Consider the following 20,841-nt stretch of genomic DNA (forward strand, 5'->3'; position numbering starts at 1 on the left):
CCGCGGCCGCCCAATCGACTGGTGGAGCGTTCGTTGTCGCCCGGACTGGCTGGCGGACTGACCGTGGCCATCCGCGACTGCCCTCAAAAGGCCTACTTCCCCCAGAACGGGTCGCGCTTGCGCTGCTTGTCGAGATACATGTTGAGCGTCTCCAGCTCGTCGACCGGGATGTCCTCGGAGAGTTCCTGCTCCAGGATCTTCGCGTGCTTCTCCGGAATCTCGATCCATAGCTCGTCGCCCTCTTCGATCTGGCGGCCGACGGTCGGGCCGTCGATGGCGACGCTGACGCGATTGCCCCGGCGGGCCTCGTCGACGTCCTCGCCTTGCTCCTGAATGCCTTTGACCTGACCGACACGATTCGGTTCGCCACCCTCGAACTTCGCGACGTTGGCGTTCGTCTTGATGGTGCCCGAGACGACCTCGACTCCGACCACCGCGGGGTCGTTCTGTCGGAAGGTGTGGTCCGGGAGAATCTGGAACCGGGCGGGCCGGGTGATGTTCTCGAGGATGGTCTCCTGCTGGGCCTGCTCGATGGCCTCGACGTGGTCCTCGTACTCTTCGACCAGCCGGTAGATGACGTCGCTCTCGAACAGGTTCACGTCGTCCTGCTCGGCCTGTCGCTCGGCGTCGTCGAGCACGTCCACGTTGAACGCGAGGATGGTGCGGTGTTTGTCCTCCTCAGCGGTCGAAGCCACGCTCACGTCCCGCGGTGCCACGTCGCCGACCTCTGCGCGCATGATGGGGATCTCGGCCTCTTCGAGCGCGCTGGCGATGGCTTCGAGGCTCCCGAGCGTGTCGGCCTTCACGACGAGGCCCTGCTCTGCCGTGCCGACCTCGATCTCGGAGAGTTCGGCCCGGACCTCCGCGATCACGTCGTCGAGGTCCCGGTCACGGACCACCCGAACGGGCGCGCCCGCCATCGCCTCGTCGAGGTCGGGCGCGGCGATCTTGGCCCCGGCCGCGGCCCGGATCTCGTCGACCTTCTCGAAGCGGTCTTCGGTCCGGATCTCCGCGAGGTCGCGAGGTTTGAGCAGCGCGCGCACGTCGGTCACGATGGGGTCGTTCTTCGCGCCGACGACGATGGTCTCGTCCTCGCGGACCGTCCCGTCGTACAGCACCACGTCGAGTGTCTTCCCGAACCCCTTCTCGTCTTTGACTTCGAGGACCGTGCCCGCGCCGGGCCCGGACACGTCGATTGCCATGTCCTCCTTGAGGTAGCGCTGGGCCAGCCCCATCAGGACGGTCAGCACGTCCGGGACGCCCTCGCCGGTCTCGGCGCTGACGGGTACCACGCCGATGTTGCCCCGGAAGTCCTGGACGCGCCAGTACATGTCGGCGGAGAACCCCTCGTCGCTCAGCTCGCCGATGATCTCGTACAGCTGCTCGTCGAGCTTCGAGCGCGCCCGGTCGCTCTGGGCGTCGTAGGTCTGCTGGATGGGCGCGTTCTCGTTGGGCTTCCAGCCCGGCACGGTGTCGATCTTGTTCGCGGCGACCACGAACGGCGTCTCGGTCCGCTTGAGGATGTCGATGGCTTCGAGCGTCTGGGGCTGGAAGCCGTCGTTCACGTCCACCACGAGGATGGCGATGTCCGCGAGCGCGCCCCCGCGCGAGCGCAACGTCGTGAACGAGTGGTGGCCCGGCGTGTCGATGAACAGCAGGCCGGGCAGGTCGAAATCGTCGGGGTTCACGAGGCTCCCCGCCACGGACGACACCACGTCGAGCGGGATGGCGGTCGCGCCGATGTGCTGGGTGATCGCGCCCGCCTCGCCCTCGATGACGGTCGAGCCCCGGATCTTGTCGAGAAGGCTAGTCTTGCCGTGGTCTACGTGACCCAGGACGGCGACGATGGGTGTGCGCAGACTTCGTTCGTTATCGCGTGCGTCGGTGTCTGACATAGGCTACCACCCGGAAAGAAGGTTTCTTACTCGGGAAGTGCCGGGCGCGGCATTTAACTCCATCGCACCGCTGCGGTGGAACGCCCGACCGATACGACATCGTCTGCGCGAGCCCTGACGACCGACGCGCGTCCGACGCGCCCCGTATCCTTTATGTAGAAGCGCTCAGTAACCACCCGTATGTCGGAAATCCTCGCCGAAAATCTCTCGGGGAAGGCCGTCATGGGGTCCGACGGCACGGAGCTCGGGATGCTCTACAACATCACGATGGACCTCAAGACGGGCGAGCTCGCGGACCTGCTCGTCGAACCGGACGAACAGTTGAATAGAGACGCGGTGGAGTTCGACTCGGACGAACAGGGTCGATTCGAGGTCCCCGTGAAACGCGTGCAGGCGGTGAAAGACTACATCGTCGTCCAGCGCTAAATGCCCCTTCTACAGTAAATGTACGTTCTCGACGCCTCAGCGTTCATCGACGAGTACCACACGACAGAGGACACTGCCACCATCCCGATGGTGCGCGAGGAGCTCGAAGACGAGAGCGCGTACCGCTTCGACGCGATGGAGGGTTCGGGGATGCACATCCACATCCCGCAGGACGGTGCGGTCGAGCGCGTCCGCCGGGCCGCCGACGAGACCGGCGACCTCGCGGAACTCTCCCGGACCGACCTTCGGCTGATCGCCGCGGCCTTCGAACTCGACGCCACGCTCGTCACCGACGACTACGCGATGCAGAACGTGGCCGAGCACCTCGACGTGAGCGTCGAGGTCATCGCCAAGGAGGGCATCGAACAGCAGCGCGACTGGCTGTTCCAGTGTCAGGGCTGCGGCCGCGAGTTCGACGAGAACAAGGACCGGTGTCCCATCTGCGGCAGCGAACTCACTCGCAAGAACCCCTCGAACGCCTGACGCGAAAACGACTGCCTGACACCTCGAAACGACTGCCGGACTCCACTCTCGACTACCGGCAGGTCTGCCCAGCGGTCGCGGTTGCAGTCGGCAGTCCGCAGTCGGCGGCCGTGGTCGGCGGTCGTGGTCGGCGGTCGACAGTTGGCAGTCGGCGGTCGTGGTCCGTGGTCGGCAGTTGGCAGTCGGCAGTCCGCAGTCGGGGGGGGTGGGGGGGGGGGGGGGGGGGGGGCGGGGGGGCCCCCCCCCCCCCCCCGCGCCGCCGGGGGCGGGGGGGGGCCCCCGGGGCCCGGGCCCCCCCCCCCGCCCCCGCCGACCCGGCAATGGTGGACGTCGAATCAGGGATATCGGACGCCAGAACGTCGGAGGGGCGCGGCAGGTCACCGACTCGCCGGGACCGACCGCGTCGCTCGACGACCGGCGATTCACGCCGTTTCGCAGTCGTCGACTTCTTCGAGCCCGAGCGCGACGAGTTGGTGGAGGACCTCCTGCGTGGTCAGATCGTACTCGCGGGCGAGCGTCTCGATGCGCCTCGCGAGCTCCTCGTCGCAGGTGATCGCGTAACGACGCTCCATGCGACTTTCACAAGTAGTTGAAGCTGTTAAATCTTCGTCAGACGCCGAGCGGACGCTGGGCCGACGCTCGACGGATCTGAACTCCAACTGGCTATCTCCGCAGTCTGATACGTCATCACGCGCCGCCGGTCAACTGGACGTACATCTGGCCGAAGACGATGGCGTCGTAAGCTCCGTGGATGAGGACGGGCGCGACCAGATTTTCGGTCTTCAGGTACGCCGCACCGAGGATGACCGAGAGGAAGAAGATGACTACCAGCGTGTTGAGCACGGACGCGAGACTGCCGCCCCCGGCGTACGCCGGGATGTGGGCCAGCGCGAACACGCCGCTGCCGACCGCCACCGCGCCCCACTCGCCGAACGTCCCGTACAGGTCCTTCTGGATGATGTTGCGGTACAGGAGTTCCTCGCCCGGCCCGATGACGAGGAACGCAAGGGGGATGAGCAGCAGGAGTATCTCGACGTTTCCGCTCGCGGCCTGCTGCTGGACGCTGTGCTCGGCCGTCGAGAGGCCGAGCTGGGAGAACACCTCCGAGACGGCAACCTGCAGGCCCAGTAGTGCGGCGACGCCGCCGACCGCGTAGCCCGCGTCGCGCCGGTCGGGCGTGCTCACGTCGAGATACGAGACGGTCCTGTCGGCCCACCGGAAGTAGATCAGCGCGATGGTGCCGGTGCCGAGGCCGAGCGCGACCGAACTGAGTGCGAGCTGGACCATCGCGCCGGGCTCGGTCCCCGTGACCCCGGCCACCCCGCTCACCAGGAGGCTTCCCCACGCCGCGATAGCGAACAGCCCGAGGAATCCGACCGCGAGCCCCCACGACGTAGCCCTGACTTGCTCCCCGAACGAAGCCGGGAGGCCCCGCCAGTCGCCGTACGCCGCGACCGCACCGCCGACGCCTCCGACGAGCGCGAGCCCCACGCCCCACGGCGAGGTCGCGGCCGCGCCGTCGCCTCCGAGCGCGCTCGCGCTCGCGACCCCCGAAGCGGCGAGGCCGACGTATCCGACGACGCCGAGGCTGGCGATTCCGGCGACCAGCGCTCCCGATTCCCGGGCGAGCACGCCGTGGCGGCGCAACGAGAACCCCAGCAGAGCGACGCCGGCCAGCACCGCGAGGGTCGCGTTCTCGACCGGGCCGACCCCCGCGGCGTCCCACGGGAGCCCCGCCGCGACGAGTGCGAGTCCAGCCAGCACGACGCCCGCGCCTGCGGTGGAACGGTCGCTTCCGCCCGCGGTGGCCCCGTCCTCCACGCCCGCGGTAGAGCGGTCGTCTACGGCCGCGGCGGAATCGTTCGCTGCGCCCGCGGTGGAACCGTCGTCCATGTCCGAACTGTGGGATGCCCCGGCTAAAGGCTCTGCGCTTGCGCGTTCACGTCGTTCTCCGGCGGGCGAGCGCGAGCACGCCGAGCAGTCCGACGAGCGCGACCGGAACGCCGAAGCCGGGGATACCGACCCCGTCAGCCTGCTCCTCCGTCGGACTCCCGGCGGTCGTCGTTGGCGTCGTCGTCGCAGTTGCGGTGGTGGTGGTTGACCAGAATTCGGACTCGTCGTACGTGGTCGGAGTCGTCGTGGTCGGCCGCGCCGTGGTCCCGGAAATCGTCGTGACCGAAGTCGCTGTCCCGGATTCGGGGTCGATCACGACGCCCGGCGCTTCCGCGACCGTGGTTTGCTCGTGGCGGACGACGACTCGGACGTCGGTTCCAGCTTCGACGGTGGTGAGGTCGAGACTGGCTACCGCGGTACCGTCCTCCGTCGCCGTGGCCTCGGCGAGCGAGTGGAAATTTCCGTTCGTCCGGAACACGATTTGGAACGTCGTGCCTGGACTCGCGTTCGTCCGAAGTCGGATCGTCTGATTCGGGGCGGCTCGGAGACCGAGCCGGTCGCCCTCGTAGACGACTGTCGCGGAGACGTTGCTCGTCGTGGCCGTATCGGTCGATGCGGCTGAGCGGTCGATTTCAGCCGCGGGTTGGCTTCCCGATGCGTCGATACTCTCGGCGTGCGTGCCGACCGGCGCACCGGCGTGCGTGGCGGCGGTCGTATCGGTGGCCACGCTCGGGCTGGCCGCGCTTGTACTCACGCACGAGAGCGCGACCGCGGCCAGCGCAAACGCGAGTACTATCCGTCGGTGGAAGCACCGCCGAGGGAGGGCTGATTCGAACATGACTGGAATGTACCGGAATTGAACTGCTCGGGTGACCGGAAAAAGTTTTGTGTCTCTTCGACAGCAGTCGTCGTGATCGACCGCTCTCGTCGGCGCTGCCGAGGCCTCTCGCTGCGTTCCGCTCGCTACTCCACGGTCAGCGTGGTCTTCTCGGCCACTGCGTCGGCCTCCTCGAAGTCCCCACCACCCAATAGCCCTCGCGCCGCCTTCTTGCCCCACTCGACCGCTGGCTGGGTGAACGTCGAGATCTCGGCGAGTTCGCCGTACAGCACGCAGGCGGCCTCTATGCCGTAGAGGAGTTCGCCGAGTCCGCGCTCGTCCACGCGGTCGATCTCGATCCGGACGTTGGGCTGGCCCGCGGCCGCGAGGCTGGCCTCGGTCGCCTCGAACTCGGCGTCGAGCAGTTCCCCGAGGGTGGAGCCGCCGAGGTACGAGAGCCCCTCCAGATCGGTCTCCGGAATCGCCCGGTCGTCGCGCTCTGTCGGTCGGACGAGCGTGACCAGCTTGTCGCGCGGCCCGGCGCGGTAGAGCTGGAGCTGGGAGTGCTGGTCGGTCGCGCCGAGCGCCCTGGCGGGGGTCTGGCCCCGGCCGTCCTTCCCCAGACTCTCGGCCCAGAGCTGCGCGAACCACTCGGCGAACGTCTCCAGCGACTCGGCGTACGGCATCATCGCGTTGACGGTCGCGCCGCGCTCTTCCAGCGCGTAGGCCGTCGCCCCGTAGGCGTACGCCGGGCTCTCGTACAGCGAGCCCGCGAGTCGGTCTGCCTCGTCGCGGGCCCCTGCCAGGATCTCGTCGAGATCGTGGCCCTGGATCGCTGCACACGCGAGCCCGACGGTCGAGAGCACCGAGAAGCGACCGGGCACGCCCGCGGGCACGTCGAGCGCGGGCAGGCCCTCGGAGTCGGCCAACTCGCGGAGGTTCCCCTCCTCGCCCGTGGTGACGAAGGTCCGGTCGGTCCAGTCGACGCCGGCCGACGCCATCGCCTCGCGGACCACGAGGAAGTTCGCGAGCGTCTCGGCCGTGGTGCCCGACCGCGAGACGACGTTGACTGCGGTCGATTCGAGCGGGAGGGAGTCGAGCAGATGTGTGACCTGCTCGGGGTCGACGTTGTCGAGGAAGTACGCCGGGGTGTCCGAGGGCAGGGCGCTCGCGAGGGTGGCCGCGCCGAGCGCCGACCCGCCGATACCGACGGTCAGGACGGCCTCCGCGTCCGCGAACGGTTCGACCGCTCGCCGGATCGCGTCGACATCGACGGTGTCGGGCAGGTTCAGCGCGGCGTAGCCGTGTTCCGATTCCGCTCGCCCGCGCTGGATTCGCTCGTGGGCGTCGGCGACTCGCTCGTCGAGGTCGTCGAGCTCCGTGCGGGAGATGCCGGGGTCGCCCACGTTCGAGAGTGCGTTACCGAGGTCTACGCGCATAGTAGTCTGTTCGTACGCGCGACCGGGCGCAACAAAAATGGGTGTGTTCGACCCCTGCCGTCTCCTTCTCGACGTATCGCTGCAGTACTGTCTTCATTTCCGTTGGAACGACTGCAGTCGGTCTACAGGGACGTATCGTCTGTCCCGAAATTAGGTTGCAGATGATGGTTCGTTCACGACTACTCTCCGACGCCCGAAATCAAAATTCTAGAACGTCTGCGAGGTCCTCTTCCGTGGCTAGACGGCCTTCAACGACGTCTCGAATCCTACGAGTGACTCCCTCTGGAATCTCCTATTTCTCGCTCGGTCCCTACCGAGAGTTGGCTCTCATGCTCCTCTACCCTTGCTTGTAGCTTTCCTCGATCATTCGTGACTGTTGTGGAATCTCTGAAACCTTCCGTGAGCGCATCGCACCCCTTTTCACCTCGCCACTCCAACTCTCGGAGCGATGGCCGACGCGGAGACCGCGGGCGAGCGCGACAGTTCGACGACCGAAAGCGGCGCGTCCCGGAGTGTCGTCGTCGGGGCGTTCCGTCGGGCGTTCGCCGACTCGGACTCGTGGCTCCTCCGATCGTACGTCGTCGTGAGCGCGCTCGTCGGAGCGCTTCTCGGGCTCCTCCTGCTGCTCGCGCTCCCGGTGTGGATCTTCAACACCCTCGGCGGCTCCGAGTTCGCCACGTTTTCGCGGACGTTCCTCGTCGTCGGTGGCGTCCTGCTGCTCGTCGCGCTCGTCGCGCCCGTGCTCGCGTCCGCGCGTCGGCACGCCCGCGGGACCGCAAGCGCCCGGGTCGACCTGCTGCTGGGGCTCTCGGGCTACCTGTTCGTGCTGTCGCTGTACGTCTCCTTGCTCGTCTCCGCGCCGCCGGCCCAGCGCGAGACGCCGCCCGCCGCGATCGCGCCCGCGGTAGAGTTCCTCTACGGGCTGTCGCCGATGTTCGCTATCGCACCACCGGTGCTCGCAGCCGCCCTCGTCGGCGTCGTCTATCGGTTCGTCGGGCGGTGAGCGGCCCAACCAGCGAGTTGTCGATAGGCCGGTTGCGCTCGCGCGCCGAGAGCGCCGCCGTCGGCGCGCGAGCGCAACCGGCAAAAGCCCGGCCGTCCTACGCCGTCGTATGGCTGACCCCGAATCCGATCCCGGATCGGAATCCGACTCCGAATCCGACCTCGACCCCGACGCCGACGAGAAGTCGAGCACGTTCCTCGTCACCCACGCCGAGGCCGATTCGGCGGTCCTGAAGGACGTCCACGACGGGCAGGTCCACACGCTCTCGGGCAATCCCGGCGTCGAGGAGGCCGACGCCGTGGAGGCGACCGTCGCGCCGGACCCGCCGATGAACGTCACGTGGTCGGTGGTCGAGGTCGACGCGCGCCGCGAACTCTCGACAGAGCACAGCGAGGAACCGCCGACGAAGCAGGAGCGCGAACTCGTCGCCGAACAGGACGTGGGCGAGATCGCCCGCGAGGAGCGCGCTGGAACCGGCGAGATCCACGTCCTGACCGTGCCGCCTGCCGACACCGACGAGGCTGTCGCGGACGTGCTCGACGACGAAGGCACCCTCTCGCGGGCCGCGCGCCTCGGCGTCTCCCGCGTCGAAGTTCGGTCGGAGGACGGGGTGGTGAGCGTTCGCTACATGCCCTGAAATACGAGTTCATCCTACCGCTGTTCTCTCCTGCCCTGAGTCGTCTCCTGCAGAAACCTAGTTTTTGATTCGCGCGCGAGCAGTACGCGGCGCGAAGCGCCGCGACGAGCGAGCGGTGTCTTGGCGAGCAACGCGCGGTTGGGCGCGACCACGAGGGCCACGCCCGCACGCGCCGGGGTGGAACGCGGAAGATAGCTCACGCCAAAGTGGAAAGACGGCCCGTCCGACACGAATATCGAGCCCGAACTAGCGCGAAGAAGCTACACCTCGTTCGGCCCGCCCTGGCTCTGGACGTTCCAGCCGCCCTGCATCCCGCAGGCCTCGCGCACCTCGAACGCGACCTCGGTATCGGGACCGAAGGTGTCGCCGCCTTCGATGCGCTCGATGCGGAGCGGAACGTCCAACGTGCTCCCGCAACAGCCCACGCCGACGAACTCCTCCCACTCGTCGCCCTGCCGGACGCGGTCGGTCCGCGTCTTCCGGAGGTACGCCCGGAACGACGGTTTCTCGACCTGGAAGCGGCCCCAGTCGCTGAGGTCCTCCGGGTAGGAGACGACGACCCGGCCGGCCGGCGTGAGGTCCGCGTCGGCGTCGCGTTCGGCGTGATTCGAAGCCATGCGCTGGCGTACGCACGCGACGGGTTTGAGTCTTTCCGGCGTTCGCGAGTTGAGTTTTTGACCAGCCGTCCGCGACCGCACGACGCTTCCGTCTGCCGAACGCACGGTCTGCTGGCTCGAAACTGGATAAGAACACTTATTCACGGCCGAGACACAATCCACACCAATATGGTAGCGTTCGAAGTGCCGGAGGTGGACTACACCCAGTACACCAACCGGCAGTTGGCGGCGATTCCTCTCGCCCTGCTCGCCGTCGCACTGTTGGTCCTCGCCGGGTGGTACGTCGCCACCGGTGCGCCGGTACAGCTCGGCACGGAGTTCACAGGTGGTACCGAGTTACGCGTTCAGACGTCGACGCCCGCGGCCGAAATCCCCGACCAGTTCGACGCCGAGGCGTCGGTGACGGCCGTTCGGACGAGCGCCGACACGTACATCGTGACGTTCCCGCCGGAGGCCGAAGACGTCGGCCAACAGGCGCGGAACAATCTCGCCCCGGTCGCGGGCCAGTCGGCGAGCGACGTCGTCCAGTCGAATCAGGAGACGTCCGCGAGCTTCGGTAGCGAGGCCCAGCGGACGGCGCTGCTCGGGCTCGGGATCGCGTTCGTCGGGATGAGCCTGCTCGTGTTCGTGCTGTTCCGAACGTTCGTCCCCTCCCTCGCCATCGTCATCTCCGCGTTCAGCGACATCGTGATCCCGCTCGCGCTGATGAACCTGCTCGGCATCCCGCTGTCGCTGGGCACGGTCGCCGCGCTGTTGATGCTCATCGGGTACTCCGTCGACTCCGACATCCTGCTGAACAACCACATCCTCCGCCGGGGCGGCAGCTTCTACGAGAGCACTCACCGCGCGATGCGGACCGGCGTGACGATGACGGTCACGTCGCTGTCGGCGATGGCCGTGATGGCGTTCGTCGCGTTCCTCTTCCAGATCGAACTGCTGACCTCCATCGGCATCATCCTCGTGCTCGGCCTCGCGACCGACCTGATGAACACGTACATGCTCAACCTCAGCCTGCTTCGCTGGTACAAGTTCGAGGGGGTAGCGCGATGATCGACTTGCGCGACAACTGGCGGCTGGTCCTGCTCGCACTGTTCATCTTCGCCAGCGTGTTCGCGCTGTTCGCGCCGGGCGTCGGCGGCGGCGCTCCCGACGCCGGTGCGAACGCCTCTGCCGTCGAACAGGGCGGTGGCGGCCCGACGAACCTCCAGTACGGCCTCGAACTCTCCGGCGGGACTCGGATGCGTGCGCCCGTGAACGGCGTGACTGCCGAGGGCGTCCAGATACCGCAGGGGACCCAGGCCGACGCCGTCCAGCGACAGGTGGCCGGCAACCTCTCGGCTGCCGATCTCGGCGACGTGAACGTCCGGTTCACCAACACGTCGACGACGGTCGAGGCGTTCAGCGAGAACGTCACCGCCGACGAACTCGGGGCGGCGCTCGACGCGGCCGGCTACGAGTACGAGACCGTTCGGCCCGGCGTCACGGACCAGACCCGCACCGACATCGTGCGAATCCTCAAGGACAAGATATCGCGGGCCGGGCTCTCGGGCGGGCAGGTCCAGCAGGTGAGTACCGCGAACGGCGGGGACTTCGTCGTCATCGAGATGCCCAACGTCAACCAGTCGGAAGTCGAGACCCTCGTGACCGAGCGCGGGCAGGTCCAGGTCGTCGCGACGTTCCCGTCCGACAACCAGTCGGCCAACGGAACCGAGTACAGACGGGTGCCCCTGCTCACGCAGGGTGACTTCCGGAGCGTCGGGACCGCCCAGGATACCAGAGGCACGGGACCTCACGTCCCGCTGACCCTGAACGACGAGGCCGCCCAGGAGTACACGCGGGCGATGAACGAGTACGGCTTCACGAGCAGCGAGGGCATCTACGCCTGCCGCCGGACCGCCGACAACCCCGGGTACTGCCTGCAGACCGTGGTCGACGGTGACGTCGTCTACTCGGCGGATATGAGCGACGGTCTCGCCGAGTCGCTCCGGAACGCCGCCGCCAGAGGCGACTCCGTCAACAACTTCTTCATGACGACGACGAATATGTCGCAGGCGCGTGAGCTCCAGATCCACCTGCAAGCGGGTGCGCTGCCCGCCTCGCTGAACATGGACGAGGGGACCGCGTACTACCTCGCACCCAGCCTCGCCGAGGAGTTCAAGCTCTACTCGCTGATCACGGGCCTCATCGCGGCCGTGGCGGTCACCGTCGTGGTGTTCCTGCGCTACGGCGACCCCAAGGTCGCGGCTCCGATGCTGGTCACGGCGCTCTCGGAGGTGTTGATCCTGCTCGGGTTCGCCGCGGCCATCCGGCTCCCGATGGACCTGAGCCACATCGCCGGGTTCATCGCGGTCATCGGGACCGGGGTCGACGACCTCATCATCATCGCCGACGAGGTGATGTCGGAGGGCGAGGTCAACTCCTCGCGGGTGTTCCAGAGCCGCTTCCGCAAGGCGTTCTGGGTCATCGGCGCGGCCGCCGCCACGACCATCATCGCCATGAGCCCGCTGGCGGTGCTGTCGCTCGGCGACCTCCAAGGGTTCGCCATCATCACCATCCTCGGCGTGCTCGTCGGCGTGCTAATCACGCGCCCGGCGTACGGCGACATCCTGCGGAGCCTGCTGACGGACAAGTAGGCGGGGACCGAACCTTCTTGTACGACGCCGAATACGTTCGACCATGACCTCCGACCTCCCTGATCCTTCCGACCCCTCCGACGAGCGGTTAGAGCGCGTGGTCCGACGGGCCGTCCGCGCGGAACTCGAACGCCTCGGCGTGCGCCTGTTCTGGACGCTGATCGCGGTGCTCGGCCTGTTCTGGGGCGTCTTCCTCGTCACGTCGGGCGTCAACGGTCGCGGGGCCGTTGCAGTCGGATTCGTCGTTCTCGGCGTTGCGATGTTCGCGGCGGCGATTCGGACGCTCCTGCTGAAGTGGGACCTGCCGCCGTATCGCCCCGAGAGCGGGCTTTCGTCGTAACATATTCTCGAAAATCGGCACGTATCCGCTCGACCGCCCGCGATGGGCCGCAGTCACGTTTTCGACCTCCATATCCCCTCGCGGTTTTATGTCCGGTATCACGATGTAGGACGCATGGTACCGACGTGAAAGCGATTCGAGCCGTCCGATACCCAGTTCTGGCCGCGCGTTATCTCGGCCACCGGCGTTCTGACCTTCCTCAGCCATCGTGGCGGAACAGGTAGCGTTCGACGGCTTCCGCGTCGAACCGCTGTCACGGCCGGGTTCCTCCTCGGGGTCGGACTGACGACCGACGCACCGATTCCGACCCTGCCACGGCTACAGGGAGTTAAAACCCGGTTAGCCCACTGAAACTCGGTTAGTTCGCTAGAAATCGCCCAGCCCCGACTGTTCCTGTGCGGCCAGCACGTCGTCGCAGGTCGACCAGCTCCGACGCGCGCAGTCGGGGAGTTCCCCGAACTCGGCCACGAACGATTCGAGGAACTCGCGGGTGTTCGGGTCGCTGGGGTACCCCGACCCGAGGTCGCCGAACGCCTCGCCGTATCGCTCGCGATACTCCTCGGCGAGCGACTCGACGTGGGCGTCGCGAGCGACCTTCGCCACGACGCTGGCCGCGCCGACGACCGCGTACGCCTCGTCGGCACCGTGTTCGGCGGTCAGATCCACCGCCGCGGACGCCCGGTCGGCGACCCGGCGGGCGAACCGCGATTCGCTGGTGTCACCGGCGTCGACCAACCCCTCCACGCCGCACTCCTCGGACTCGACGACTTCCGAGAGCGCTTCGGCGTGGGCCGCCACCGTCAGGCTGTTCATGTCGCTGTCGCCGTCGATGCGCGCGACCGGAATCTCGGCGACGCCGACCGTCACCCGGTCGTCCTCGCGAAGTGCCGCGGCCAGTTCGGTCCGTCGCGCTGGCGCGACGTTCTTCGAGTCGTCGATGCCTGCGGGGAGGGTTGCTGGGTCCGCGACCCGGACCGCGGCCGCGAACATCGACCCCAGCACCGGCCCCTTGCCCGCTTCGTCCACTCCGAACACGGCTGCATCCACACGGTGGGTTCTCATGGCTGTTTCCGTTCGTCGCGCGAGCCCGATTTTGACCGATTGAGAACGTGTGGGTGGTCTGCTGTTCGTGATCGTGATTCTGGTCGATGCAGTCGTCGTACGCTCGCTACTGCTTGCGCACAGGAGCCACCGCGACCGCCCCGCCCTGCAACCGCACTGCACCGCAACAGCGGGCCTCACGCCTCCCCAGCCTCGTCACTCCCTCACTTCGTTCGGTCGTTCCTCCCTCTCGCAGCGCGCGCGGGAAAGAAAATCGAGTTAGCGCGTGCCGGTGGAAACCGAATTTCCGACTCCGCGACCATCTGAAGGCCGGCACGACGCGCTCGACGACCCCGATTCGTCACAGATGGAAACCGTTTTAGTTTCGATTCGAAATAGGTTACCAACGTGGTCCGACTTCCGAATCCGGTCCGGTTCGTCCTGCTCGCCGTCGGGCAGGCGCTGGCTCACGCCGGTCTCATCTCCGGCGAGCGCGTGCGCCGGACCACGGACCTCGCGTGGCCCCGCATCGTCACGGGCCTCGCACGCATGTCGAAAAGCGCCGTGGACGTGGCGCTTGTCGGGCTCGCGGTCGGCCCGGTCGCCATCGCCGGGGTCGGGTTCGCCAGCCCGTACTGGGGACTGGCGTTCACCCTCGGCGGCGGTATCGCGGGCGGCACCATCGCGCTGGTCTCCCAGCGCTACGGCGCGGAGGCGTTCGACGAACTCGGGCAGGCGGTCCGGGCCAGCACCGCGCTCGTCGTCGCCATCTCGCTCCCGGTCGCGGCCGCCTTCTGGCTCTTCCCGGCCGAACTCGTCGGGGTCATGACCAACGACCTGCGAGAGATCGAACTCGGCGCGGCCTACCTCGAGGTACTCGCGCTCGGCGTCCCGTTCGCGGGGCTCAACCTCGTGGGGAGTCGGGTCTACATCGGTGCCGACGACGCGTGGACGCCGATGGTCGTCCGTGGCGGGGGCGCGGTCGCGAACATCGCGTTCAGCGCGATCCTCATCTTCGGCCTCGGTCTCGGCGTTACGGGAGCCGCCGTCGGGACCGTGCTGTCGAACGTCCTCGTGACCGCGACGTTCGTCGGCGGTCTCGTCGCCGGCCGGCTTCCCGGCGTCGGGGAACTCCCCGTGCAGATCGACCCGTTCGGCTCGTATCTCGACCGCGCGACGTTGGCCGACCTGGTTCGCATCGGCGCGCCGGTCGTGGGGCGCAACGGCGTGTGGACGCTCGCCAAGTTCCCGATGCTCGCCATCGTCGGGCTGTTCGGCTCGAGCGTAGTCGCCGCGTACGTCATCGCGCGCCGGATTCTTGGACTGATGAACACGCCCGGCTGGGGATTCGGGCTGGCGTCCAGCAGCCTCGTCGGCCAGGAACTGGGCGACGGCGACGAGCGCGAGGCCGAGGCCTACGGTCGGGACATCGTGCGCTTCTCTATCGCGACCTACGTGCTCGCGGCGCTCGTCGTCGCCATCTTCGCCAAGCCGATCGTCCATCTGTTCGTCGGCGACCCGAGCGACCCCTCGGTTCCGGTCGCGGTGGCGCTGGTCTACGCGGCCTGTGTCGCGGTCATCCCGCAGGCCGTGAAGGCCGCGGCCGCGGGCCCGCTCGACGCCAGCGGCGACACCCGCTGGCCGTTCTACAGTCAGGCGCTGGGCATGTTCGGTGCCGCGATTCCGGTGGCGTACCTCGGCGCGACCACGTCGCTCGGCCTCGCGGGACTGTATCTCTCGTTCCTCGCCGAGTCGTCGATTCCGGCCGCGATCAACTACTACCGGTTCTCGACCGGCAAGTGGAAGGCCATCAGCCGGGAGTTCCTGCCGGGGACTCCCGCCGACGATTGATTTTCGGCCGGGACCTCGGCTGACGAGTGACCTTCGGCTAAGCGGGCCGAAAGCGTGACAGCGCTCACTCGTCCCACGGGTCGGCCCGCTCGCGTTCGTGGAACTCGCCGCTGGGTTCCCAGAACAGGTAGTACACCGAGACGGCCGTCAGCGCGAGGTAGACCGCGGCCACGCTACCCACGACCACGACGCCGGACACGCCCGGTATCGCCGCGGTGGTCCGCCACGGCTCGTCGGGCGCGAACGCGGTGATGCGGACCACCCACGCCGCGAGCAGGACGAGCAGGAAGGGGTAGTACACCCGGCTCAGCCGCCGGGAGAACGCGGTGAACAGCGTCACCTTCACCGCGGGGTTGCGCAGATCGTTGCCGATTCGCCGGCGCCACTCGCCGTGAGTCACCTCCTCGTCGGGGTCGAGCATCTGGGCGAACAGGTCCTGTTCCAGCAGTCGGATGCGCTCGCGCCACACGTCGTAGGCTCGGTACCGTCGGGTCTCGACGAACAGGAAGACGACGAGGATTCCCATGCCGATGAGCAGCAGGTAGTGGGGGTTGTTCCGGCTGGAGAACGCCCACGTCAGGATGGCGGCCATAATGGTCACCGCCCAGTAGGTAGTCTGGTCGAGCCGGCTCCGCCACGAGGTTACGCGATCCATCTGCCCGCGGTAGAGATGTCCGAGCAGTCCGACCATGTCGCCGGGGTCGGCCGCGATCTCCTCGCCGACGTTCTCCTCGGGCGTCTCTCCGGCCCCTTCGCTGCTCGAATCCCCCATATTCGGAGAAACGCGGTTCAGCATCCTACGAGTTGTGGCGGTTGCGAAGGCGGTCGCGGTTGCGGAGGCGGTCGCGGTTGCGGAGGCGGTCGCGGATGCAGAGGCGGATGAGGTTCTCATTTGCTCAACGATAGTTGCGGCCGCAGTTGCTGTGGCGGTCCCGGAGGCGGCTGCGGTACTCCGACGCTCAAGCAGAAGTGCTGTCCCTGTTGCTGTGGCAGTAGCGGTCGTAGCGGTTGCGGTCGGTAGGGGTGCGGTAGCGGTCGATGGGGATGCGGTTGCGGTATTCCTATGCTCAAGCCGAACTGCGGTCGCGGTTGTTGTTGCGATAGTGGCTCTCGGTTGCGCACGTGTAACTTCAACTGCGACTACCGCCGCCGCGACCGCCTCTCTGCTTGAACAAGTGAGAACAGCAACCGCGACAGCGACCGCTCTTTAACTTGAGCCTCGGAGTACCGCAACCGCACCCGCCACCGTGACAGCGACAGCTTCAGCAACAGCTACTGCATCCGCAACAGCTACTGCATCCGCAACAGCTACTGCATCCGCAACAGCAACCGCTACTATTCTTGAACCTATGAGTACCGCACCCGCGACCGCATCCGAAACAGCAGCCGCGACCGCAACCGCCACCGCAACGAAAACCGCGACCGCAACCGCCACTGCAACGAAAACCGCCACCACAACAGCAGTCTCCGCAGGTTACTCCTCGGCCTCCGCCAGATACTCCGGATCGGCGAACGGCTCGTCTTCGCCCTCGACCGCCAGCACGTCGAGCGCCGTGACCTCCGCGCCGACGCCGAGCAGTCCCGCGAGACTCGGGACCGTTCGGCCGTCGTCGCTGGAGACGAGTTCCTTGACGTAGAGGCCGCCCTCGCCGTGAACTTCGAGTTCGGCGTGGCGGGCGTCGAGGAGTTCGGCCTCGGCGTCGTACACGGTCCGGGTCCGGGTCATGCTCGCGCGGCGGTGGTCGACGCGCTGGGGCGTCTCCTGCTCGACCGTGGTGCCCCGGAGTTCCTCGACCGCCTCCTGCAGGGCCTGCTCGGTCACGTCCGCGTCGAACGCCACGTCCATGCGGTAGGTCTTGCTCGCGTCGAGTTCCTTCACGCGCTCGACCATCTCGTGGGTCGCGGGCGCGAGGTCGGTCACCTCGGCGTTCCCGTCGGCGAACTCGTTGATCTCCGCCTGCAGGGCTTCGGCGTCCACGTCGCGCTGCCGGGGGCGCTTGACCTCGATGACGAACGGTCGCCCGGTCCCGAGCATGAGCGCGTCCACGTCCTCGCGGCCCGCGCCGTGGAACAGCGCTTCGTCGCCGTCCATCGCCGCGAGGACCGGCGGAGTGGTCAGTTCCTCGACGCTCTCTTCGTAGAGGTAGCCCGACCCGCCGCAGTGGTCGCAGGGCTCCTCGCCGCCGCCGTCGGCGAGCTGTTTGCCAGAGCCGCCACACTCCCGGCAGGGCCACTCGGTCTGGGGAATGTCGCGCTCCAGTTTCTTGTACCGGCCGTAGACGAACGCGGAGTTGATCTGCACCTCGACCGCGTGGTCGGAGATGTCGCCGTCCTCGTCGGCCCGTGGCGCGGCCTCGACGTTGAGCAGCGCCAGCACGTCGGGGCGCTCGAAGTCGACTTCGGCTCCCGTCAACCGGCCCACGCGCTTGCCCACCTCGCGGTTGAACTCCGACTTGAACGACTCGCCCGCGTCGTCGGGGAGGCCCGCCGATTCGCGGAGCAGCGCCTCGTTCTCCTCGATCAGCGGCGGCGTCCGCGTCCCGACCTGATACGTGTCGAACTTCCAGCCGTCGAGGGCGTCGACGACCCGCTCGGCCCACTCGTCGAAGCGCTGGCTCTCGCCCTCGCACACCCAACACTGGGCGTCCTCGTTCCCGTTTTCGGGGTCGTACGGTTCGTCGTCCTCGAGGGCGACCGCGGTCCGGAGCGAGCGCCCTCGCTCTTCGTTCGTCAGCCCGAAGCTCCGGTCGGCGAAACACCGGCCGAGACAGGCGTCACACACCGGGCCGTTCTCGGCTACCCGGCGGGCGTCGTCGAGGATGGTCATGTCCGAATCGTGGGGTTCGGTCGGTAAACGGGTTTCTCATTCGAGCTCGTCCGTCTCTCTCCGAGATGAAGACTTTCGATTTCCGAACGGGACCGGCTACACCGTCTTGCTGTGGTCGAGCAGTTCGTGTTGGGCCTTCCCGAACGCTTTCGCGACCGGGCTCTCCTCGTTCAAGCGGTAGCGTTTCGCCCCCGCGACCTCCTCGGCCTCCTCTATGACGCCCATCTCCTCGAAGACGTCGACGTTCCGGTGGAACGTACTTACGTCGATTCCCGCGAGATCGGCCGCCTTCGCGGCGGTGAGTTCGGTGTAATGCTTCCGGAGGAATACGTCGAGGATGCGGACGCGGCTCGATGTCTCGAGCAGGCGGACGAAAGTCGACGCGTCGGCGTAACTGCCATTCGCGTCGAGACGTTCGGTATGTTCGCTCATCGGTGGACTCCGTGTTCCGTAATTAGTCGTCTTCCGTCATAAACTCTTGCACTGATGCAACGAACTCTTGTACTGGTGCAATGATCGGTTGCACCAGTGCAACGACGTCGCGTTTGGCCGCGAAGGTTTATCAATCAGAACGGGACGAAAGTGACCTGATGGACGGGCGAAATCCAAGGACGCGGACTCATCTGACGATTGACCTGCTCGATATGCTCTTGCAGTCCGATGCCGCGTGCCCTAACTCCGTCACCGTCTCCGAGGTCCAAGCGTGGTTCTCGACGCGTGAGCGCGAACTCGCCGCCGAAATCGTCATGGAACTCGCAGGAGCCTCCGGTGCGCCGGTCGAGTTCGTCACCGCAGAGCGTGTGAGCATCTGGCTCACCGACCGGGCCGCCGCGCAGGCGTACGTCGCGGACCTGCGCGAGAACCCACCGTGGTTCGATCCGTGACTGGCGAACGATCCCTCCGTCGGACGACGCGGTGGCGTGGAAGAAGACGGCGCGCGAAGCCGAGTTTGGGACCGCCAGACCCGAATCATCGGAAACTGCCCGCTCGTGGATAATCGGATTTTTACCGGCTCGGCGTCTCTCGTTGGACATGGACGAAGCTGAACTCGCCGCCGCTATCGACCATACCATCCTCGGCGGCGCCACGCGCTGGGAGAACGTCCGCCGGGTGATGGACGAAGCGGCCGACTACGGGATGAACGCGTGCATCCCGCCGTGCTACGTCGCGGACGCAGCCGAGTACGCGCGCTCGGCGGCTGACGCCGCCTCGACTGACCGTCCCGAGGGGGACGCTTCCGACGTCACTCTCGCAACGGTCATCGGGTTCCCCCACGGACACCACCACACGGAGATCAAGCGCCGGGAAGCCGAACTCGCCCACGAGGACGGCGCGGACGAACTCGACATGGTGATGAACGCCGGCCGTCTCAAGAGCGGCGACGAGGAGTTCGTCCTCGAAGACATCGAAGCCGTGGTCGACGCGACGCCGCTCCCGGTGAAGGTCATCCTCGAGACGGCCAACCTCAAGCACACCGAGAAGAAGCGCGCTTGCGAACTCGCGGTCGAGGCCGGTGCCGAGTTCGTGAAGACCTCGACCGGGTTCGCCGACGGCGGCGCGACCCTGTTCGACGTGCGGTTCATGAACACCTTCGACATCAAGGTCAAAGCGAGCGGCGGCATCGGCAGCTACAGCATGGCCAAGCAGTTTCTCGACATCGGCGCGGACCGCATCGGCGCATCGCGTGGCGTCAAGATAATGGAGCAGTTCCGCGAAATGCAGGGCAAAGAGCCCAAGCGCGACACGGTCCGTGCGGGACGCCGGGTGTACTGACTGACGGGCGTCTCCCGACTGCGGGAGGTTTTTCTCGACCGAGTCAGGCTTCTTCAGGCCGAATCAGTCGTCGTCACCAGTCGGCGAGCCGCCGGTGTCGCCGGACTGGGTCGACATGCTGGACGCCTGAGTCCGGGCGTTGCCGGCCCAGCGGTTCATGTTGTTGGCGACGTAGTCGTGGCCGCCCCAGCCGAACGCGATGGCGATGGCGGCACCGGCGCCGAGCGCGAGCCCCCACGCGAGCGCGTTCGCGAAGACGTACAGGATCTCCACGTCGATACCCATCGTGTCGAGGCCGATGACGACCGCGGTGAAGTAGAGGAACATCCGGACGCCGGTGGCGAACCACGACGCGTAGGCCGTCTCGGCGGCCGCGCGGGTGCGCTCGATGGCGTCGCCGATGAAGTCCGCGACGATGAACCCGCCGATGATGACGAGCAGCCCAGCGACGAACGCCGGCAGGTACGACACCGCCGTGGCGATCCAGTTCGAGAGGATGGGGATGGCGAGCGTGTTCGCGGCCGCGAGGATGGCGAGCGCGTAGACGAACCACGCGGTCACCGTCCCGAGGAAGTTCGAGAGCGCGTTCGGCGAGTCGCCCATCATCCGCCCGATGGGAGTGTCGCCCGCGCTCCGGTCGATTCCGGCCCGGTCGGCGATCCGGGAGACGACCCCGCCGAGCGCCTTCCCGATAGCCCAGCCGATGAGCAGGATGACGATCGCGCCCAGCAACCGCGGCAGCGCGGCTACAATCTCCGACAGCGCGTTGCCCAGCCAGTCCGGGAGGTCTCCGAGGAATCCGTCCGCCTGTAGTGGTACGAAGTGTTCGTTCATGGTTTCTCGCCGGTGGTACCCGGCTACTCGTAGGAGTCGCCGCGGACAGTTTGTTGTTGGCCGCGTACCGCTGCGGTAGATTCCACCGGGAAACGGCCGTCTCGACGGCCCTCGCGAGTGTCCGGAGACAGACGTGTAGGTCTCCAGCCACGAGCTGGTCGCCGACGTGACGGCAAGCCGCAACGGGACGGAATGGACCACGGACTGAAACGTATCGACGAGCGCGGCTGACCGCGTCAGCCGCGCCGACGCAGTGTGGACCTTCGGTTCCAGAGCTGGCGGCAGGCCGACCGGTCGGACCACGGACGGTTTCGGTCCGGCAGGTGCGCGGC

The 20,841-nt window shown here is 67.2% G+C and carries 21 protein-coding genes; 10 read left to right on the forward strand and 11 right to left on the reverse strand.

Annotated elements, in window-relative coordinates; genetic code table 11:
- Positions 1-92: 92 nt before the first annotated feature.
- Entirely contained in the window at positions 93-1,895 is a 1,803-nt protein-coding gene (gene infB, locus DPQ64_RS13300; protein WP_115864810.1) for a translation initiation factor IF-2, read from the reverse strand.
- 180 nt (positions 1,896-2,075) lie between these two features.
- Here infB and DPQ64_RS13305 point away from each other — a divergent pair, with 180 nt between their 5' ends.
- Both DPQ64_RS13305 and DPQ64_RS13310 read left to right on the forward strand, forming a co-directional pair.
- Complete coding sequence (locus tag DPQ64_RS13305) at positions 2,076-2,321, forward strand: PRC-barrel domain-containing protein (RefSeq protein ID WP_115864811.1); 246 nt, start codon at positions 2,076-2,078, stop codon at positions 2,319-2,321.
- Positions 2,322-2,339: 18 nt separating this feature from the next.
- Positions 2,340-2,804, forward strand: a complete 465-nt coding sequence (locus tag DPQ64_RS13310) for an NOB1 family endonuclease (RefSeq protein WP_115864812.1) — start codon at positions 2,340-2,342, stop codon at positions 2,802-2,804.
- Between the two features lie 422 nt (positions 2,805-3,226).
- Here the strand turns inward: DPQ64_RS13310 and DPQ64_RS13320 are convergent, their stop codons facing one another.
- The 4 genes from DPQ64_RS13320 to DPQ64_RS13335 form a co-directional block, all read right to left on the reverse strand.
- Complete coding sequence (locus DPQ64_RS13320) at positions 3,227-3,376, reverse strand: CopG family transcriptional regulator (protein ID WP_115864813.1); 150 nt, start codon at positions 3,374-3,376, stop codon at positions 3,227-3,229.
- 115 nt (positions 3,377-3,491) lie between these two features.
- Positions 3,492-4,697, reverse strand: a complete 1,206-nt coding sequence (locus DPQ64_RS13325) for a CPBP family intramembrane glutamic endopeptidase (protein WP_115864814.1) — start codon at positions 4,695-4,697, stop codon at positions 3,492-3,494.
- Between the two features lie 46 nt (positions 4,698-4,743).
- Entirely contained in the window at positions 4,744-5,451 is a 708-nt protein-coding gene (locus tag DPQ64_RS13330; RefSeq protein WP_157971704.1) for a BGTF surface domain-containing protein, read from the reverse strand.
- 209 nt (positions 5,452-5,660) lie between these two features.
- On the reverse strand, positions 5,661-6,953 hold the full coding sequence (locus DPQ64_RS13335) for a glucose-6-phosphate isomerase (protein WP_115864816.1): 1,293 nt from the start codon (positions 6,951-6,953) through the stop codon (positions 5,661-5,663).
- 448 nt (positions 6,954-7,401) lie between these two features.
- Here DPQ64_RS13335 and DPQ64_RS13340 point away from each other — a divergent pair, with 448 nt between their 5' ends.
- Both DPQ64_RS13340 and DPQ64_RS13345 read left to right on the forward strand, forming a co-directional pair.
- Entirely contained in the window at positions 7,402-7,956 is a 555-nt protein-coding gene (locus DPQ64_RS13340; protein ID WP_115864817.1) for a hypothetical protein, read from the forward strand.
- Between the two features lie 109 nt (positions 7,957-8,065).
- Positions 8,066-8,593, forward strand: coding sequence for a DUF5812 family protein (locus DPQ64_RS13345; protein ID WP_232820580.1), 528 nt, complete (start codon positions 8,066-8,068; stop codon positions 8,591-8,593).
- 260 nt (positions 8,594-8,853) lie between these two features.
- Here the strand turns inward: DPQ64_RS13345 and DPQ64_RS13350 are convergent, their stop codons facing one another.
- Positions 8,854-9,210 (reverse strand): hypothetical protein, encoded by a 357-nt coding sequence (locus tag DPQ64_RS13350; RefSeq protein ID WP_115864818.1) that lies wholly within the window; start codon positions 9,208-9,210, stop codon positions 8,854-8,856.
- 168 nt (positions 9,211-9,378) lie between these two features.
- Between DPQ64_RS13350 and secF the strand changes: the two genes are divergently transcribed.
- The 3 genes from secF to DPQ64_RS13365 are packed head-to-tail and all read left to right on the forward strand — an operon-like array spanning position 9,379 to position 12,183.
- Positions 9,379-10,260, forward strand: a complete 882-nt coding sequence (gene secF / locus DPQ64_RS13355; RefSeq protein WP_115864819.1) for a protein translocase subunit SecF — start codon at positions 9,379-9,381, stop codon at positions 10,258-10,260.
- The gene (locus tag DPQ64_RS13360; RefSeq protein WP_115864820.1) at positions 10,257-11,843 is read left to right on the forward strand and encodes a preprotein translocase subunit SecD; all 1,587 of its coding nucleotides are present in this window, start codon (positions 10,257-10,259) and stop codon (positions 11,841-11,843) included. The genes secF and DPQ64_RS13360 overlap by 4 nt, the downstream gene beginning before the upstream one ends.
- A gap of 43 nt (positions 11,844-11,886) precedes the next feature.
- Positions 11,887-12,183: a hypothetical protein gene (locus DPQ64_RS13365; protein WP_115864821.1), complete on the forward strand. Its 297-nt coding sequence runs from the start codon at positions 11,887-11,889 to the stop codon at positions 12,181-12,183.
- A gap of 366 nt (positions 12,184-12,549) precedes the next feature.
- Here the strand turns inward: DPQ64_RS13365 and rnhB are convergent, their stop codons facing one another.
- Positions 12,550-13,245: a ribonuclease HII gene (gene rnhB, locus DPQ64_RS13370; RefSeq protein ID WP_115864822.1), complete on the reverse strand. Its 696-nt coding sequence runs from the start codon at positions 13,243-13,245 to the stop codon at positions 12,550-12,552.
- A 387-nt stretch (positions 13,246-13,632) separates the two neighbouring features.
- On the opposite strand from rnhB, the gene DPQ64_RS13375 reads away from it, so the two are divergent.
- Positions 13,633-15,075 (forward strand): MATE family efflux transporter, encoded by a 1,443-nt coding sequence (locus DPQ64_RS13375; RefSeq protein WP_115864823.1) that lies wholly within the window; start codon positions 13,633-13,635, stop codon positions 15,073-15,075.
- Between the two features lie 64 nt (positions 15,076-15,139).
- On the opposite strand, the gene DPQ64_RS13380 is transcribed toward DPQ64_RS13375, so the two are convergent.
- The 3 genes from DPQ64_RS13380 to DPQ64_RS13400 all read right to left on the reverse strand — a co-directional run bounded on the left by DPQ64_RS13380 (position 15,140) and on the right by DPQ64_RS13400 (position 18,334).
- On the reverse strand, positions 15,140-15,847 hold the full coding sequence (locus DPQ64_RS13380) for a DUF2270 domain-containing protein (RefSeq protein ID WP_157971705.1): 708 nt from the start codon (positions 15,845-15,847) through the stop codon (positions 15,140-15,142).
- Between the two features lie 702 nt (positions 15,848-16,549).
- Positions 16,550-17,902, reverse strand: coding sequence for a tRNA pseudouridine(54/55) synthase Pus10 (locus DPQ64_RS13395; RefSeq protein WP_115864825.1), 1,353 nt, complete (start codon positions 17,900-17,902; stop codon positions 16,550-16,552).
- Between the two features lie 96 nt (positions 17,903-17,998).
- Entirely contained in the window at positions 17,999-18,334 is a 336-nt protein-coding gene (locus DPQ64_RS13400) for a transcriptional repressor (RefSeq protein ID WP_115864826.1), read from the reverse strand.
- Positions 18,335-18,492: 158 nt separating this feature from the next.
- On the opposite strand from DPQ64_RS13400, the gene DPQ64_RS13405 reads away from it, so the two are divergent.
- Together DPQ64_RS13405 and deoC are read left to right on the forward strand one after the other, a co-directional pair.
- Positions 18,493-18,786 carry a hypothetical protein gene (locus DPQ64_RS13405; protein ID WP_157971706.1) on the forward strand — a complete coding sequence of 98 codons (294 nt, stop codon included), beginning with the start codon at positions 18,493-18,495 and terminating at the stop codon, positions 18,784-18,786.
- Between the two features lie 148 nt (positions 18,787-18,934).
- Complete coding sequence (deoC, locus tag DPQ64_RS13410; RefSeq protein ID WP_115864828.1) at positions 18,935-19,675, forward strand: deoxyribose-phosphate aldolase; 741 nt, start codon at positions 18,935-18,937, stop codon at positions 19,673-19,675.
- Between the two features lie 63 nt (positions 19,676-19,738).
- On the opposite strand, the gene DPQ64_RS13415 is transcribed toward deoC, so the two are convergent.
- Complete coding sequence (locus DPQ64_RS13415) at positions 19,739-20,509, reverse strand: mechanosensitive ion channel family protein (protein WP_115864829.1); 771 nt, start codon at positions 20,507-20,509, stop codon at positions 19,739-19,741.
- Positions 20,510-20,841: the final 332 nt, after the last annotated feature.

The sequence above is a fragment of the Halorussus litoreus genome (assembly GCF_003382685.1).
GTDB lineage: Archaea > Halobacteriota > Halobacteria > Halobacteriales > Haladaptataceae > Halorussus > Halorussus litoreus.